17 protein-coding genes are annotated in these 16,285 nt (G+C 64.4%); 10 read left to right on the top strand and 7 right to left on the bottom strand.

The window, feature by feature from the left end:
* Positions 1 to 169 precede the first annotated feature (169 nt).
* The 3 genes from AXW83_RS17495 to AXW83_RS17485 all read right to left on the bottom strand — a co-directional run bounded on the left by AXW83_RS17495 (position 170) and on the right by AXW83_RS17485 (position 3,140).
* Positions 170 to 1,609 (bottom strand): aspartate aminotransferase family protein, encoded by a 1,440-nt coding sequence (locus AXW83_RS17495; RefSeq protein ID WP_066615487.1) that lies wholly within the window; start codon positions 1,607 to 1,609, stop codon positions 170 to 172.
* Positions 1,606 to 2,610: an NAD-dependent epimerase/dehydratase family protein gene (locus AXW83_RS17490; protein WP_066615485.1), complete on the bottom strand. Its 1,005-nt coding sequence runs from the start codon at positions 2,608 to 2,610 to the stop codon at positions 1,606 to 1,608. The genes AXW83_RS17495 and AXW83_RS17490 overlap by 4 nt, the downstream gene beginning before the upstream one ends.
* Before the next feature lie 161 nt (positions 2,611 to 2,771).
* Positions 2,772 to 3,140 (bottom strand): DMT family transporter, encoded by a 369-nt coding sequence (locus AXW83_RS17485; RefSeq protein ID WP_066615483.1) that lies wholly within the window; start codon positions 3,138 to 3,140, stop codon positions 2,772 to 2,774.
* 290 nt (positions 3,141 to 3,430) lie between these two features.
* Here AXW83_RS17485 and cynS point away from each other — a divergent pair, with 290 nt between their 5' ends.
* From cynS to AXW83_RS17460, 5 genes are all read left to right on the top strand, one after another.
* Positions 3,431 to 3,919: a cyanase gene (cynS, locus tag AXW83_RS17480; protein WP_066615481.1), complete on the top strand. Its 489-nt coding sequence runs from the start codon at positions 3,431 to 3,433 to the stop codon at positions 3,917 to 3,919.
* A gap of 159 nt (positions 3,920 to 4,078) precedes the next feature.
* A complete protein-coding gene (locus AXW83_RS17475) occupies positions 4,079 to 4,930 on the top strand; it encodes a hypothetical protein (protein WP_156640155.1) in 852 nt (283 codons plus the stop codon).
* Positions 4,931 to 4,937: 7 nt separating this feature from the next.
* Positions 4,938 to 5,594, top strand: coding sequence for a hypothetical protein (locus AXW83_RS17470; RefSeq protein WP_066615476.1), 657 nt, complete (start codon positions 4,938 to 4,940; stop codon positions 5,592 to 5,594).
* A 283-nt stretch (positions 5,595 to 5,877) separates the two neighbouring features.
* On the top strand, positions 5,878 to 6,804 hold the full coding sequence (locus AXW83_RS17465; protein ID WP_066620704.1) for an ABC transporter ATP-binding protein: 927 nt from the start codon (positions 5,878 to 5,880) through the stop codon (positions 6,802 to 6,804).
* A gap of 11 nt (positions 6,805 to 6,815) precedes the next feature.
* Complete coding sequence (locus AXW83_RS17460; RefSeq protein WP_066620702.1) at positions 6,816 to 7,577, top strand: ABC transporter permease; 762 nt, start codon at positions 6,816 to 6,818, stop codon at positions 7,575 to 7,577.
* A 6-nt stretch (positions 7,578 to 7,583) separates the two neighbouring features.
* Here the strand turns inward: AXW83_RS17460 and AXW83_RS28115 are convergent, their stop codons facing one another.
* On the bottom strand, positions 7,584 to 9,263 hold the full coding sequence (locus AXW83_RS28115) for a methyl-accepting chemotaxis protein (protein ID WP_066615475.1): 1,680 nt from the start codon (positions 9,261 to 9,263) through the stop codon (positions 7,584 to 7,586).
* 155 nt (positions 9,264 to 9,418) lie between these two features.
* Between AXW83_RS28115 and AXW83_RS17450 the strand changes: the two genes are divergently transcribed.
* The 3 genes from AXW83_RS17450 (at position 9,419) to AXW83_RS17440 (ending at position 11,682) form a co-directional block, all read left to right on the top strand.
* Positions 9,419 to 11,041: a peptide chain release factor 3 gene (locus AXW83_RS17450; protein ID WP_066615473.1), complete on the top strand. Its 1,623-nt coding sequence runs from the start codon at positions 9,419 to 9,421 to the stop codon at positions 11,039 to 11,041.
* 72 nt (positions 11,042 to 11,113) lie between these two features.
* A complete protein-coding gene (locus AXW83_RS17445; protein ID WP_066615471.1) occupies positions 11,114 to 11,311 on the top strand; it encodes a type II toxin-antitoxin system VapB family antitoxin in 198 nt (65 codons plus the stop codon).
* Positions 11,308 to 11,682, top strand: a complete 375-nt coding sequence (locus AXW83_RS17440) for a type II toxin-antitoxin system VapC family toxin (protein ID WP_066615469.1) — start codon at positions 11,308 to 11,310, stop codon at positions 11,680 to 11,682. Before AXW83_RS17445 ends, AXW83_RS17440 begins: the two co-directional genes overlap by 4 nt.
* Positions 11,683 to 11,690: 8 nt before the next feature.
* Here the strand turns inward: AXW83_RS17440 and AXW83_RS17435 are convergent, their stop codons facing one another.
* Entirely contained in the window at positions 11,691 to 12,986 is a 1,296-nt protein-coding gene (locus AXW83_RS17435; protein WP_066615467.1) for an aminotransferase class V-fold PLP-dependent enzyme, read from the bottom strand.
* 97 nt (positions 12,987 to 13,083) lie between these two features.
* Entirely contained in the window at positions 13,084 to 13,563 is a 480-nt protein-coding gene (locus tag AXW83_RS17430) for an Lrp/AsnC family transcriptional regulator (RefSeq protein WP_066620695.1), read from the bottom strand.
* Positions 13,564 to 13,747: 184 nt separating this feature from the next.
* On the opposite strand from AXW83_RS17430, the gene AXW83_RS17425 reads away from it, so the two are divergent.
* Both AXW83_RS17425 and AXW83_RS17420 read left to right on the top strand, forming a co-directional pair.
* Positions 13,748 to 14,269 (top strand): cysteine dioxygenase, encoded by a 522-nt coding sequence (locus AXW83_RS17425; RefSeq protein WP_066615465.1) that lies wholly within the window; start codon positions 13,748 to 13,750, stop codon positions 14,267 to 14,269.
* Between the two features lie 92 nt (positions 14,270 to 14,361).
* Positions 14,362 to 14,952 carry a glycoside hydrolase family 19 protein gene (locus AXW83_RS17420; protein ID WP_082767204.1) on the top strand — a complete coding sequence of 197 codons (591 nt, stop codon included), beginning with the start codon at positions 14,362 to 14,364 and terminating at the stop codon, positions 14,950 to 14,952.
* A gap of 107 nt (positions 14,953 to 15,059) precedes the next feature.
* Here the strand turns inward: AXW83_RS17420 and AXW83_RS17415 are convergent, their stop codons facing one another.
* Complete coding sequence (locus tag AXW83_RS17415; protein ID WP_066615463.1) at positions 15,060 to 16,214, bottom strand: trans-sulfuration enzyme family protein; 1,155 nt, start codon at positions 16,212 to 16,214, stop codon at positions 15,060 to 15,062.
* Positions 16,215 to 16,285: the final 71 nt, after the last annotated feature.

Below are 16,285 nucleotides of genomic sequence, written 5' to 3'. Positions count from 1 at the left end.
TGTTTGGTCGGAGCGATCATGATCGAGAGGTTAGGCGGGAGCGGACGCTACGGCAAATGCCGGAATGACTGGCTGCCATGCCTTGAGGCTTAAATGTCGAAGCATCGTTGCCGCGTAAACGAAGAAGGCCGGCGAAGCCGGCCTTCTCTTACGATATGTCGGACAGATATCAGGCCTTCGCGACCGCCACCTTTCGCAGATAATCCGTGACGATCCGGGTGATGCCGCGCCCGAGAAGGTCGTCGAAGGCGTCGATGAAGGTGTCGCAGTCCTCGCGTGTCGCGATCAGCGGCGGCTCGAGACGGATGACGTTGCGATTGTATTCGGTGAAGGCGACGAGCACGTCGTAGTCCTTCAGCAGCAGTGCGCCGATGAAGCCGCAGAGCGAGCCCTTGAGCTTGTCGTCGAGCAGGGCGACCATATGCCTGACGCCGAAGGGCATGGTTTCGCTGATGTCGTTGAACTCGACGCCGATCATCAGGCCCCGACCGCGAATCTCCTTCAGCAGGCTCGGATACTTGACGCGCAGTTCGTTCAGTCGCGCGATCAGATAGTCGCCCTGGCGCTGGGCATTGCCCATGAGGTCTTCGTCATAGAGGACGTTCAACGCCTCGATCGCCGAGACGCAGGCTTCGCCCATGCCGCCGAACGTCGCCTGGGCATGGATCAGCGCGGTCTTGGGCTTGCCATAGGCCTTCATGTAGATTTCGCGGCGGGCGATCATCGCGCCCATCGCAGCTTTGGAGCCGCCGAGCGCCTTGGCGAGCGCGGTCACGTCTGGCACCACACCGTCGCGCTCGAAGGCGAAGAACTGACCGGTGCGACCGAGACCGCACTGCACCTCGTCGGCGACCCAGAGTACGTCGTGCTTGTCGCAGAGCGCGCGCAATTCGCGCCAGAAGCCGAGCGGCGCCTCGACGATGCCGCCGCCGCCCTGGATCGTCTCCATCACGACGATGCCGATCGACCTGTCGCTTTCGAGCGCCTGCCGGACGGCCTCGATGTCGCCGAAAGGCACCTTGACCCGGTTCTCGACCAGTTTGAAATGAGACTGGTAGAGGGTGGAATCGGTGACCGAGAGCACGCCCTTGGTCTTGCCGTGGAAGGAGTTCGCGGCGTGCAGGATTTTCGAGCGCGCCGGCCCTTGCGCCTGCTCGGCGACCTTCAGCGCCGCCTCCATCGCTTCCGAGCCGGTCGAGCCGAGGAAGACCATGTCGAGATCGCCCGGCGAGATCGCGGCAAGATTCGCCGCCAGCGCCGAGGCGTATTGCGACATGAAGGCCATGCAGATTTCATGGCGGTTCTCGTCCTGGAATTGCTTGCGCACTGCTACGATGCGCGGATGGTTGTGGCCGAAGGCGACCGAGCAGAAGCCGCCGAAGAAATCGAGGATCTTGCGGCCGTCCCGGGTGATGTAGTGCATCCCCTCGGCGCGATCGATGAGGATCTTGTCGAAACCGAGCAGCTTGAGAAAATGTACCTGGCCCGGATTGATGTGGGCGGTGAAGAGATCCTTCACAGTGTTCACGTCGAGCTGCTTCGCCTGCTCGACGCTGTAGAGCGTCGGGCGCACCGGCACGTCCTCGTTTCTGAAGGCGGGCATAGTCATGCGGCGAGACTCCTCTGGGCCTGGTTCTGGGCATCGAGGCCCTTGCGGTATTCGTTGTAGGCGGCGAGCAGCATATCCTCGTCGCGGTGCTTCGGGCTCCAGCCGAGCTCGCGCTTGGCGCGCGAAGTGTCGAGGATGCAGATCTCGTCGGCAATCATGTACTGTTCGGGGTCCATGATCGGCAGATTGATGGCGTCGAGCGCGTTCAGGGTCAGCTTGACCAGCGCGGCCGGCGTCGGCAGCAGGAGCGACTTCGAGCCGGCATGCCTGATCAGGTCTCCGAGGAGTTTCTTCACTGGCGGCGGATCGTCGGAGCCGAGGTTGTAGGCGCTGTTGGGGAAGTCCGCCTTCCAGGCCGCCACGCAGGCGCTGGCGCAGTCGAAGACGGAGATGAACTGGTAGGGGTTCTTGCCGGATCCGATCATCGGTACCGGCAGATTCAGGTCTATCAGCTTGAACAGCTTCACCAGGATGCCGAGACGGCCCGGCCCGATGATCAGGCGCGGCCGGAAGATCGGGATCTGGAAGCCTTTTTCGCGGTAGGTCTGTGCCAGCGTCTCGGTGGCGAGCTTGCTCTCGCCATATTCGCCCAGCGGCTTGGCCGGGTGGGTCTCGTCCTGCGGCACGGTGACGGAGTGGCCGTAGATCATGTCCGTGGTGAAATGGACGAGCTTGTTGGCACCCGCTTTCTCCATCCAGCTCAGGATGTTCTGCGTGCCGTGGTAGTTCACCGGCCAGAAGAAATCGTGACGCTCCTTCCGCGTCACGATCGGGCTCAGCATCTTGGCCGAGAGATTGTAGACGAGGTCGTCCTGCGCCAGCGGGATCGCGGCGACGCTGTCTGCGCTGGTGACGTCGATGCGCTGGAACGGCACCCTGGCGTAGTGCGCGTGGTTGCTCTTGGCGATGTCGGCGACCAGCACCTCCTCGCCCATGGCGGAGAGATCGGCCGCGAGATGCGAGCCGACGAAGCCGTCGCCGCCGATGATGATGTGCTTCATGCTCTGAATGCCGTTTCGTTCAAGACAATCGTCAGCGCGGAGCGCCGGGCTGCCGGGGATGTGTGTCGCGCACCGGAACGGGAATGGGACGCAAGCGCGGCTGCTCCAGCAGGACGCCGAGGCGCAGGAAAAGGCGTGCGATCAGGTCCATGATGTTTCCCTCAGCTTTGCGCGATGAAAATGGTGCCCAGCATGATCAGCCCGATGCCCGCGATGCGGGCAGGGCCGAGATCCTCCTGGAAGACGAAATAGGCGTAGGCCGCGACCACGACATAAGCGAGGCTCAGAAACGGATAGGCGTAGCTGATCTGGACCTTCGACAGCACGATCAGATGCGAGGCCATGCTGATCACGAAGGTGCATAGGCCAGCGAAGACGAAGGGGTTGAAGACGACCCGGAAGACCGTCGAGATCAGTCCATCGCCGCCAACGTCGAGAGTGCCGACCCCTGTCATGCCGCGCTTCAGCATCAGTTGTGCCGCTGCGTTGGTGAGCACCGTGAACAGAATCAGGGGAATATAGGCATTCATCAGTCGCGGCGCCCATCTTTCGTCGTCGTGAGCCCTGAATGACGCGCAGACTACTTCAAATGCCTTACTTGCCGGGCCTTACCTCGCCGTAACGTTAAGGGGATGCTGACGGGGTCCGGGAAAATCCGGAGCGACCGCGTGACTTGAGGATATTCCGCATTTGCGGGGTTGGCCAAGCCGGCCAGCGCCTTGCTGATCCGGGGCCCGTCGTCGCCCGGCTTGAGTGCCGCGGACCGTTTTTTGCGTCTGAGCCGTGGTGCCAGCAACTCAAACTTTCCAGGGAGCATGACGTGAAGCGCGAAGAACTCACCGAGAAGATTCTGGACATCAAGCGCGAGAAGGATTGGAGCTGGAAATACATCACCGATAACATCGGCGGCATGTCCGAGGTGCTGATCGTCGGCGCTCTGCTTGGCCAGATGAAGCTGGTCAAGCCGCTGGCGGAAAGGGCTGCGACCTTGTTCGGCCTGAGCGAAACCGAGAAGCGGATGCTCAACGAGGTGCCTTATCGCGGCACCGGCACGCCGATGCCACCGACCGATCCGCTGATCTACCGCTTCTACGAGATGGTGATGGTCAACGGACCGGCCTGGAAAGCACTGATCGAGGAGGAATTCGGCGACGGCATCATGTCCGCGATCGACTTCAACATCGAGTTCGAGCGCGAGCCGAACCCGAAGGGCGACCGAGTCAAGATCGCCATGTCCGGCAAGTTTCTGCCGTACAAATATTACGGCAACGAGCAGGGAATCCCGGATTACGGCTTCAAGGAGGTTTGAGCCCGCCTGGGAACCAGCTCCACAACCAATCCGTTGAACTGGCGTTAACCATAATGCTTGAGGCGATCAATCTCATGACGTATGGGGAGCGCCAGAAGAACGGAGGTGGCGATGAAGTCTTGCCACAGGACAACGCGCCGCCTCATGCGCATGGCGTTGATGATTCTGACGTTTCTCGCGCTCGGCGCGAGTTCAGGGCCGGCGCTGGCACAGATTCTGAATGGCCCCGCCAAGCGATCGATTGAGAGTTATCTTGGCGCCTCTGCCGTGCAAAATCTCCTGCCGTCGCCTGTCTTCTACGGGGATTTCGACGGCGATGGGCGGGATGACGCCGTTGCCTTCGTCTACGCTGAGGACGGTGATGGCGACAGCGTCAGGCTCGATATCCTGATGTTCACGGGGACGGAGCGCGACTTCCGGTTTCTGCGCAAGGCCGCGGATGTCGGCGGCGAAAATCCGCGCAATGTCCGCATCCGGCCCGGCTCCATCAGCTTCGTCCTGACGACGCCCGATCCCGACCAGCCGGATGCCACGAGGTCCAAGACATATGCGATCCGGACCACGAGGGTGCGCCCCCAGGAGGTAGTGCGTCCTTCTGAACAGGCGCGCCAGCAGGAACAGCCGCCGCAGGGCGAGCGCCCGCAGGAACGGCGGCCACAGGCGGCGCGACCGCGTGATGTCACGATCGACGTGCAGGAGACGGGCAGCCTGGCTGGGGGAAGGCCCGGCGGTATGCTCGGGCGCCGCCTGTGTAGCGCGACCGGCAAAATCCAGTTCAACCAAGGACAACTCGTCATCGAGTATCTGACGGAGCCCTATATCCTGACCGATGTCGCTTTCGGTGGTTGCCAGGGCGAGACCTGTACCTATCGGCAGCCGCAGCACGGGCGCGTCTGGGTTACGACGCGCCAGGGTGCCGCAATCATCGTTCGCGGACCGGTCCAGATTGCGAGCGCGAACGGCAGGATGCGGCTGGTCGACGACGTCGCCATCTTCGGCCCCTGTCAATAATCCCGCTATGACCCTGCCCAACCGCGTCCGTCCGGACGGCACGCTGGCGGCGTACGCCGCGCGCGGCCTGTTGTTCGGCAATCGCGGCGGACGGTTTCACGACCCGGCGACGCGGGCCTTACCGTCACGGATTCATGCCGGCCGGCAATGGCTTTGCTGTGTGCTCGCTTTCAAGGGCCGGCGGCGCCAGTCGATCTGGGGCAGCGGCTATACGGAGCTGTTCTTTTGCGACGAGGTCACCGCACTGGCGGCAGGGCACAGGCCCTGCATGGAGTGCCGTCGCACCGACGCGCTCGCCTATCGCGCGGCCCTCGTGGCGGGGCTAGGCCGGCGCGAAACACCGCTCTTTCCGGAGATCGACCGGATACTCGACGGCGAGCGCCGCAACGGACGGGTCAAACGCCTGCATCGCCTGGCTGCGCGCGATCTGCCGGATGGGGCGATGATCGAGTCCGCGCCGGACACCTGGCTGGCTCTCAGAGGAGACGCGGCGTTCGTCTGGTCGCCTGCGGGCTATGTTTCGCGTCAGCCTCGGCCCGACGGCGTCGTTTCTGTTCTGACCCCGCCCACGAGCCTCGCAGCATTGCGAAGCGGCTACAATCCGCTTTGGCACCCGAGCGTCGAGGAGGCTGCGGGGGCTCCGCAGGGCGCCGGAACTTTTTAAGGCGACACGGCGTTGCCCCCGCATCATCGTCCAAATCGGGGTTTTTCCAATGCGTTCAATTGCTTTGTGGCTGCTCGGCGTGCCGATCCCGCTCATCATCCTGCTCTGGTTCTTCATGCGCTGAGCACGTCGATATCGGAACGTCGATCATGGCCGGGTCCTCCCGGCCATTTTCATGTCTGATTGCTGACGTTCGCTGACGGGCGCCTGCGCTTGTTCCGACACGCGCCCCGCGCATGGATGCGTCATCGCATCGTCGAGCCAACAGTCCTATATGGCGCCCATGTCCCCGATCATCTCCGTTTCAAATCTCTCGAAGACCTACGCCTCCGGCTTCCAGGCGCTGAAGACCGTCGACCTGGAAATCAGGCGTGGCGAAATCTTCGCACTGCTAGGGCCCAACGGCGCCGGCAAGACGACGCTGATCAGCATCATCTGCGGGCTGGTGAATCCGAGTACCGGCACCGTGCTGGCGGATGGCCACGACATCGTCACCGACTACCGGGCGGCGCGTGCCAAGATCGGGCTCGTGCCGCAGGAACTGACCACCGACGCGTTCGAGACGGTCTGGAGCACCGTCAGCTTCAGCCGCGGCCTGTTCGGCAAGCCCAGGAATCCCGCGGTGATCGAGCAGGTGCTCAAGGATCTTTCGCTCCTCGACAAGCGCGACACGCAGATCCGCATGCTGTCTGGCGGCATGAAGCGGCGTGTCCTGATCGCCAAGGCCTTGTCGCACGAGCCGCAGATCCTGTTCCTCGACGAGCCGACGGCGGGCGTCGATGTCGAGCTGCGCAAGGACATGTGGCAAATGGTTCGCCGGCTCAGGGAGAGCGGTGTCACGATCATCCTGACGACGCACTACATCGAGGAGGCCGAGGAGATGGCCGATCGGATCGGCGTCATCAGCAAGGGTGAGATCATCCTGGTCGAGGACAAGGCCGAGTTGATGCGCAAGCTCGGCCGCAAGCAGCTGACGCTTTCGCTGCAGCAGTCGCTGGAGGCGGTTCCGGAGGCGCTGCGTGGCTACGACCTGGCGCTCGCCGAGGAGCGCGCCGAACTCGTCTACACCTACGACACCAAAGCAGAGCGCACCGGCATCACAGCGCTGCTGCAGGATCTGGCCGGGGCCGGCATCCGCTTCAGCGATCTGCGCACCAGCCAGAGTTCGCTCGAGGATATCTTCGTCAGCCTGGTGAAGGACCGCCGATGAGTGTCCCGACCATGAACTGGCACGCGATCCGCGCGATCTACCTTTTCGAGATGGCACGGACCTGGCGGACGCCGATGCAGAGCATCCTTTCGCCGGTGATCTCGACTTCGCTCTACTTCGTCGTCTTCGGCGCGGCGATCGGGTCGCGCATGCAGGCGATCGACGGTGTCGCCTATGGCGCCTTCATCGTGCCGGGGCTGATCATGCTCTCGCTGTTGACGCAGAGCATCGCCAACGCCTCCTTCGCGATCTATTTCCCGAAGTTTACCGGGACGATCTACGAACTGCTTTCCGCGCCGGTGGCGTGGTGGGAGGCGGTGATAGCCTATGTCGGGGCGGCGGCGTCGAAATCGGTCCTGCTCGGGCTGATCATTCTGGCGACGGCGATGCTGTTCGTGCCGCTGCGGATCGAGCATCCGTTCTGGATGCTGCTGTTCCTGGTGCTGACGGCAGCGACCTTCAGCCTGTTCGGGTTCATCATCGGCATCTGGGCGGACGGTTTCGAGAAGCTGCAGGTGGTGCCGCTGCTGATCGTGACGCCACTCGCCTTCCTTGGCGGGTCGTTCTATTCGATCGCCATGCTACCGCCGTTCTGGCAGAAGGTCGCGCTGTTCAATCCGGTGGTCTACCTGATCAGCGGCTTTCGCTGGAGCTTCTATGGCATCGCCGATGTCGGCGTCGCGGTCAGCCTGGGCATGACGCTATTCTTCCTGTTCGCCTGCATCGCGGCAGTCGGCTGGATTTTCCGGACGGGCTACCGGTTGAAGAACTGAGGGCGTTCAGGCCGCCTTCACGTCGGCGAAGAAGGCCTCGACGCCGCTGCGCAGCGTCCGGGCTTCGCGGGCAAGCGTGCCGGCTGTCGACAGGACATGGTCAATCGAGGTCATCGTCGTATCCGTTGCGGCCTCCATGTCCTCCATCTGCTCGGCGACGCCGGAGGTACCTGTCGCCGTCGCCTGAGCGCTCTGCGCGATTTCGGACGTTGCGACCATCTGCTGTGCCGTCGCTCCGGCGATCGCGACCGTATGGCGCGAGACGTCCGCCATGACGCCTGCGACGGTGGTGATCGCGAGAACCGCCTGCTGCGTCTCGCCTTCGAAGGCGGCGATCTGGGCGGTGATCTCGTCGGTCGCTTGCGCGGTCCGGTGGGCAAGCAGCTTCACTTCGCCGGCGACGACGCTGAACCCGCGCCCGGCCTCGCCAGCGCGCGCCGCTTCGATAGTGGCGTTGAGTGCCAGCAGGTTGGTCTGGGCCGCGATATCGCGGATGAGCTGGACGACCTGACTGATCCGGCCGGCCGCATCCGAGAGGTTGCCGATGTTGCGGCTTGCCGCCTGCGCATCCTCTGCTGCCTTGCCGACGACGGCGTTGCTGTCGCCGACCCTTTCCGCGATCTCCGCGATCGAGCGCGACAGCTCGTCGCAGGCGGCCGCGACCGAGCGCACATTGCTCGATGCATCCAGCGCCGCGCCGCGCACGACGCGCGTGCGCCCCGTGGTCTGCGCAGCGATGTCGGCCAGCCTGTGAGCGGTGGTTTCCATGTCTCCAGCGCTGATGCGTACCGTTTCCAGTGTGCTGTCCACCTGCGCATCGAAATCTGCGATGAGCTGTTCGAGCCGGGCGTGGCGCCTGGCGCTGGCGGCCTGCCTGTCGCGCGCCTCTCCCTCCATCGTCTCGCGCAGCTTCGCATTCTCGCGGAAGACGAGCACGGCGCGCGCCATATCCCCGATCTCGTCCTTCCGCATGGCCCAGGGCACATCATCGACCGGCTGGGCCCGTGCGAGGCGTCGCATCGCTCCCGACAACTGGCGCAGAGGCCGCAGGACGCCCCGATGAACTACGAGCAGCGACATTGCGAGGCCCAGCGACATCAGCACGACCACGCCCAGCGCCTGCTGCCAACCGCTCTCGGCTTGCAGTTCCAGGCGCTCGCGGTCGATCGCCATGCTGTCCTTGTCGGCGACGTCGGCGACGCCCACCAACGCATGGTTCAGCGCCTGTCTGTTGGCGCGGGGGCCATCATCGTCGCCGCGCGCACGCGCCGCCATCGGGCCTGCCCGCAGGGCGAGCTGGATCAGTTCCTCCCGAAAGCCGATGAAGGCCTCGATCTGCTTCGCCACCACGGCAAAGTTGGCGGAGTTGCCCCAACTGTGCGCGCGCCATTCGGCGAGCAGCACGCGCATCTCTTCCAGCCGCCCCTGAAGCGGTTCGATGAACTGCTCGGCCGCCTTGATGTCCGCGCTCATATAGATGCCGCGCGACTCCATCACGGCGGCATTGACGAGTCCGTTCATGCGCTCGGCCGCGAGCACCCTTCGCGAGGCGAAGGCCATCTCGTCCGTCGTCCGCGCGTAGCGCTCAAGCGTGTAGACGCCCAGACCGATCGTCAGGATCATGCAGGCGGTCAGCAGAGCGAAGGCGCCGAATATCTGGCTGGAAATCTTGCGGAGGCCAAACATTCGCAAACGCATCTTTCGCCGAAGGTCCAGTTTCGAGCACGTATATTGACCGGAACCGGTTAATTCGCGGTTTCGCGGGAATTGGCCGATCCGGTCCCTGGTGTCAGGGCGGCGGCGATTGACTTCGTGCGTGCCATCCTGTCTTCACACCGGCCATGACCGACCATCCGACTTCAGACGACGCGGCCCCGACCGGCGCTCCGCACGCGCGCCGGCGCACCTTCGCCATCATCTCGCACCCCGACGCCGGCAAGACCACGCTGACCGAAAAGCTGCTCTATTTCGGCGGTGCGATCCAGCTCGCAGGCGAGGTCCGCGCCAAGGCAGGCCGGCGCCAGACCTCGTCCGACTGGATGAAGATCGAGCGCCAGCGCGGCATCTCGGTCGTGACCTCGGTGATGACCTTCGAGTATGGCGGGCACGTCTTCAACCTGTTGGATACGCCGGGCCACGAGGACTTCTCGGAAGACACCTATCGCACCCTGACGGCGGTCGACTCGGCCGTGATGGTCATCGACGCGGCCAAGGGTATCGAGGCGCGCACCAAGAAGCTGTTCGAGGTCTGCCGCCTGCGCGATATTCCGATCGTCACTTTCATCAACAAGGTCGATCGCGAGACGCGCGACCTGTTCGACCTCGTCAACGAGATCGAGACCACCCTGGCGCTCGACGTCGCGCCGATGACCTGGCCGGTCGGGCGCGGACGCGAATTCGTCGGCACCTACGACCTCAAGGCCAACACCTTCCGGCGCAACCAGAAGGGCGACGAGAGCGCGCAGGATCTCGCCGTCTCCGGTCCGGACGACAAGCTCTTCGACGAATTGCTGCCCCATGGCGCGGCCGAAACTTGGCGCGAGGAGGTCTTCCTTGCCAGCGAGGGGTTGAAGCCCTTCGATCTGGAATCCTTTCGCGAGGGCCACCTGACGCCGCTCTATTTCGGCGCTGCGCTGCGCGATTACGGCGTGCGCGACCTGATCGACGCGCTGGGGGCACTCGCGCCCAGCCCGCGCGCGCAGGTCGCCGACAAGCGCACGATCGAGTCCGGCGAACCGAAAATGACCGGCTTCGTCTTCAAGATCCAGGCGAACATGGACCCCAATCACCGCGACCGCATCGCCTTCATGCGCGTCTGTTCAGGCAAGCTCTCGCGCGGCATGAAGGCGAAACTGGTGCGCACCGGCAAGCCGATGCCGCTGAACGCGCCGCAGTTCTTCTTCGCCCGTGATCGCTCGATCGCCGAGGAGGCCTATGCCGGCGATATCGTCGGCCTGCCCAACCACGGAACCTTACGCATCGGCGACACGCTGACCGAGGGCGAGGACATCGTCTTCAAGGGCGTGCCGAGCTTCGCGCCGGAGATCCTGCGCCGCGTCAAACTGAAGGACGCGATGAAGGCCAAGAAGCTGCGCGAGGCCCTGCAGCAGATGGCCGAGGAGGGCGTCGTCCAAATCTTCCTGCCCCATGACGGCGCGCCGGCGATCGTCGGCGTCGTCGGCGCGCTGCAGCTCGATGTGCTCAAGGAGCGGATGGAGGCGGAGTATTCGCTGCCCGTCGATTTCGAGCCCTGCCAGTTCGCGATCGCGCGCTGGGTTTCCAGCGACGACAAGCTCGCTCTGCAGAAGTTCGTCGGGCTGAAGCCGTCTTCGATGGCCGACGATCTCGACGGCGACCCGGTCTTCATGGCGTCCAGCCAGTTCACGCTGAAATACGACGCGGAACGGTCACCGGAGGTCACCTTCTCCGACATCAAGGACTACCAGAAAGTCGCGAAGGCGTAAGGCCAAGACACAAGGTCATGGATATCTGCATCATGTGATGCTATATCTGGTGCTTCAAGAGGAGGCATCCGGATGCGCACGACCGTGACACTGGACGACAAGCTCGTCGAACAGGCGCAGTTCTACACGGGGATCACTGAGCGCTCGGCATTGCTGCGCGAAGCGCTGACAGCCCTGGTCCAGCGCGAAGCGATGAAGCGCGCTATCAAACTCGGCGGCACCGATCCCGACGCGACAGCCGCACCGCGCAGGCGTCTGCCCGCAGCGTGATCCTGCTTGATGCCTCGGTCTGGATCGACCACCTGCGCCGTCGCGAGCCACGCCTTGAGCAACTTCTGTCCGATCGGCGAGTGCTCATGCACCCGTTTGTCGTCGCGGAAGTGGCGCTCGGCTCGATAGCCCGCCGCGCTGCCATGATCGGGCTGCTGGAGAGTTTCCCACAGGCGGCAGTCGCCACGCATGAGGAAGTCTTGGCGCTGATCGAGGGCAAAAAACTCTATGGTCTCGGCATCGGCTACGTCGATGTGCATCTTCTGGCGTCGGCTCGACTTGCCGACGCTCGGCTCTGGACGCGCGATCGGCGACTGCGCGCCGCCGCCGATCTTTTGAGGTTGTCAGCCCCCTTCGATCTCGGCGGCTGACGTCCGCCTCACCCCGCGCGGTTGCCCGAGACCACCGCCAGCGCCGCGATGAAGCGATCGAAATCGGCTTCCGTCAGATAGGGCGCCGGCGAGATGCGGATCGTGTTGCCTTTGGCGACGCCGCCGCGGCGCACGGTCATGACCTTGTGCTGGTCGCGTAAGCTCGCGACGATCGCGTTGGTGTCGGCGGCCGAGCGCTTGCCGGTGAGCGCGAAGGAGGTGATGCCGGCGACCATCGACGGATCGTCGGGGGTCTGGATCTCGACGCCCTTTAGTTCGCGCGCCTTGGCGACCCAGTAATTGCGCAGATGGCGGTAGCGCGCCTCCTTGGCCTGCGGGCCGATCTCCTGATGCAGCGCGAGCGCGGCGGGCACCGCGAGTTGGGCGGCGAAGTTCGGCGTACCGGTATGCAGGCGCGAGCGGATGTCGTCGGCCTTGAAATCCTCGTCGGCCATATAGGGATCGATGTCGCTGAGGCGGTCTTTGGCGATGTAGATCATGCCGACGCCGAGCGGCGCGCCGATCCATTTGTGCAGGTTGAAGCCGATGAAATCGACGCCCAGATTCTTGGCCTGGAAATCGACCTGGCCCCAGCTATGGGCGGCATCGAGGATGACATCGGCGCCGCGAGCCCTGGCCATGGCAGCGATCTCCTTCACCGGCATCATCAGCCCGGTGCGGTGGCTGATATGGGTGAGCAGGAGGAGCTTCGTCTTCGGGTTCGCCTTCAGCGCCGCGTCATAGGCATCCAGCACGTTCTGGCGCGTCGCGGGCTCGGGGATGTCGAACTTCACGACATCGACGCCGCGCCGATCCTTGAGCCAGTTCATGGCGTACTGCATCGAGTCGTAGTCGAGATCGGCGTAGAGTACGCTGTCGCCGGCTTTCAGCTTGTTGTAGCCGGAGATCAGCGCCTGAAGCGCTTCCGTCGCCCCGCGCGACAGCGCGATCTCCTCCCTGGCCACGCCGAGGAAGGCGGCGAGCGGGGTGCGCACGGCATCGAGATCGGCGCCGATCCTGGTGCGGGCATAAACCGTGTTCTCGAAGTTCACGACATCGGTCAGCCGCTTGTATTCGGCCTTCACCGGCTCGGCCATGATGCCCCAATAGCCGTTCTCGAGGTTCACCATGTCGGGCGTGACGCTGTAGAGGCCGCGCACGGCGTTCCAGTAGCTCGCATCGGTTCCGGCGTTCGAGGCCGGCAATACCGGCAGGGAGCGCGCGAGAGCCGGTGCCGCCAGCGCGACGGTTCCGAGTCCGAGCAAGAGGGCGCGGCGGCTGGTTTGCTGGAATGGGCTGGCCATGTTCGTTACTCCTGCGACGTGGCGCGCAGCGGTAGCCCTGGGCTGTCTCAGTGTTGTGACGGCTCCCAAAGAGGCTGCCGACCGGCCGGGCTGGGCGTCAGGTTCCCTGCTCTGCGAACCCCAGCGGGATCGCGGTGGTGGACTTCAATTCCTCCATCGCAAACATCGAGGTCACGTCATTGAGATCGATCCGCGAGATCAGCTTCTTGTAGAGCGCGTCATAGGCCGCGATGTCGGAGACGCAGGCCTTCAGCAGGTAGTCGATCTCGCCGCTCATCCGGTAGAAATCGACGATTTCCGGAAGGTCGTGCACGGCGGCGTGGAAGCGCTCCAGCCATTCCATCGAATGCCGCGCCGTCTTGACGGCGATGAAGACGGTGACGCCGGCCTGGAGCTTGGCACGGTCGAGCAGCGCGACCCGCTTGCGGATATAGCCCGCCGCTTCCAGCTTCTGCACGCGCCGCCAGCACGGCGTCGCCGATAGCCCGACCGCTTCCGCGAGTTGGGCCAGAGGCAGGCTCGCATCCTCCTGGAGCCGCGCCAGGATGCGAAGGTCGAAGGCGTCTAATCCAGCCATGGCACCTCCAGCGAGATTCGGAACAAGATGATCGCCCACAAGCATAGGAGCGCGAGAATTTTCTAACTTCTTCCTGCAACTTGGCAATGGATTTCGCCTGGCGCGGATATCTTCGCAAGATCGCAAACCTGTTTCCTGCCGGTTTGCTATGCTTGGCGCAGATCGGATCGCGCGGGAGAGCGGTATGCACGGGGTTTTGAACGAAGAGCGGCGCGGGGCGGTGCTGCGCAGCCTGCGGACGGATGAAGGCACGCTCTCGCGCGATTATCTCGCTGCCGCACGCAATGTCCTGCGCGAGCTCGTCGCCCTGCCGGACCTCGTCGAGCGCCTGCCCCTCGAACGCAAGCCGGGCGGCTATACACGCAACCTTCTCGCCGGCAACGATGCGGTCAGCGTCTGGGCAATCGTCTGGGCGGAAGGCGCGACCACCTGCATCCATGATCATCATTGTTCGTGCTGCTTCGGCGTCGTCGCGGGCACCGTTACCGAGACCTGGTACCGGGCCATCGATGCGACCCGCGCCATAGCGACCGAGGAGCAGGAGCGCCAGGCCGGCTATGTCGCCTGCATGTCGCCCTCGGGCCCCAACATCCATCGTATGCGCAATCTCGGCTCGATTGAGGCCATCTCGATTCATATCTACGGCTTCGACCACGAGGCCCATGCCTCCTCGATCGAGACGCAGTACACAGCCGTCGAGGGCTGAGCCCTCTCCGTTCGCGAGGGACGAACTCGAGCGCTTATCCCCGGTACTCCCGCCCGCTGCGATGATGGCTTCCTTTTACAGGGAGGCCGTTCATGTCGCTGCGAGGAGCCGGATCAGCCGCAGTCCCAGCGACAACGCCACCGGCCGCCCTCGCGGTCACGGCGGAGCGATTGCTGCGGCTCGCCCCCATGGGCAGGCCGGCGATCGTCAGCGGCATTGCCGCCGATTTCGACAGACTGGCGGGCGAGCACGGCGTCTCCACCTGGCTGCGCCTCTGCCATTTCCTGGCCCAGGCCGCCCATGAGACCGACCGTTTCCGCACGATGGTGGAATATGGCGGCACGGCCTATTTCGCCCGCTACGAGGGTCGGCGCGATCTCGGCAATACCCAGGCCGGCGATGGCGTGCGCTTCCATGGCCGTGGCATCTTCCAGCTCACCGGCCGGTTCAACTATCGCCGCTACGGCGCCCTGATCGGCGTCGATCTGGAAGCCGAGCCGGAGCGAGCGAAGGAGCCGGCGATTTCGCTTGCCGTAGCCTTTGCCTATTGGCGCGAGCGCGGGTGCGATACGGCAGCCGATGCAGACGATATCGCTGCCGTGACGAAGCTGATCAATGGCGGGCGCAACGGGCTGGCCGAGCGCACGCGGTTGCTGGCGACGGCGAAGACGATCTGGGTGTGAGGCTACCCAGATGTCATTGCGAGCGCAGCGAAGCAATCCAGGGGTCTCGCGCAACCCTCTGGATTGCTTCGCTGCGCTCGCAATGACGGGATTGCGCTGCCGGATGCTCAGCCGTGTCCCGCCTTCAGCGCCTGGTCGAGATCGTCGTAGAGGTCGTCGACCGCCTCGATGCCGGTCGAGAGCCGCAGCAGGTCTGGTGGGCAGGGCGAGCCGGCGCCCTCGATCGAGGCGCGGTGCTCGATCAGGCTCTCGACACCGCCGAGCGAGGTCGCGCGCTTGTAGAGTTCGACATGGGCGGCGGCCTTTACTGCCGCCACTTCGCCGCCGGTGACCTGGACCGAGAGCATGAAGCCGAAGCCGCCTTCCATCTGGCGGGCGGCGATGTCGTGGCCGGGATGCTGCGGCAGGCCGGGATAGAGCACGCGCGCCACCAGCGGATGCGCCGATAGTTTTTGGGCCAGCGTCATCGCAGAGGCGCTCTGGCGCTCCTGCCTGAGATGGAGCGTGCGCATCCCGCGCATCAGCAGATAGGCCTCGAACGGGCCGAGAATTCCGCCCTGCATCTTCCGGACGGTCTTGATGCGGTTCCAGAACTCGTCGTCCTCGCGGGCACAGAGCGCGCCGGCGACGACGTCGGAATGGCCGTTCAGGATCTTGGTGGCGGCATGCATGACGATGTCGGCGCCCAGCGTCAGCGGACGGGTGTGGACCGGCGAGGCGCAGGTCGAATCGACCGCCAGCTTGGCGCCGGCGGCGTGGGCGATTTCGGCAGCGCCCGCGATGTCGGTGATCGTCCAGAGCGGGTTCGAGGGCGTCTCGACCCAGACCAGTTTGGTCACGCCAGGCTTCACGGCGGCCTTGAGCGCGGTCAGGTCATCGGTCTCGACGAAGTCGATGACCAGGCCCCAGCGCGTCGCCTCGGTGAGAAGCCAGGAGCGCAGCGCCCAGTACATCACCTTGGACGCGACGACGTGGTCGCCCGGCGACAGCGCCTGGAAGACGGCTGTGGCCGCCGCCATGCCGGAGCCGAACAGCAGCGAGCCGGCCTTGGCCTGCTCCAGCATGGTCAGCACGCTTTCGGCCTCGCGCACGGTCTCGTTGTCGGGGCGCCCATAGACGAACCCCGAGGAATAGCCGTTGTCCTCGTCGCGGATATAGGTCGTGGCGATATGAATCGGCGTGACCACGCCCCTGGTCAGCGGATCGATCTTGCCCATGGCCTGCGCGGCGAGAGAGCGGGGGTGAAACGGGCGCTGGGGCATGGTTTGTCCGAACTGGTTCCATGAGGGACTGGAATGGCCATCTGGCGCAGACATGTGCGGATAGGCAAGGG

Source organism: Bosea sp. PAMC 26642, assembly GCF_001562255.1.
Taxonomy (GTDB): domain Bacteria; phylum Pseudomonadota; class Alphaproteobacteria; order Rhizobiales; family Beijerinckiaceae; genus Allobosea.
Note: the sequence above shows the minus strand (reverse complement) of the source record. Positions and strands in the feature narration are given on the sequence as shown.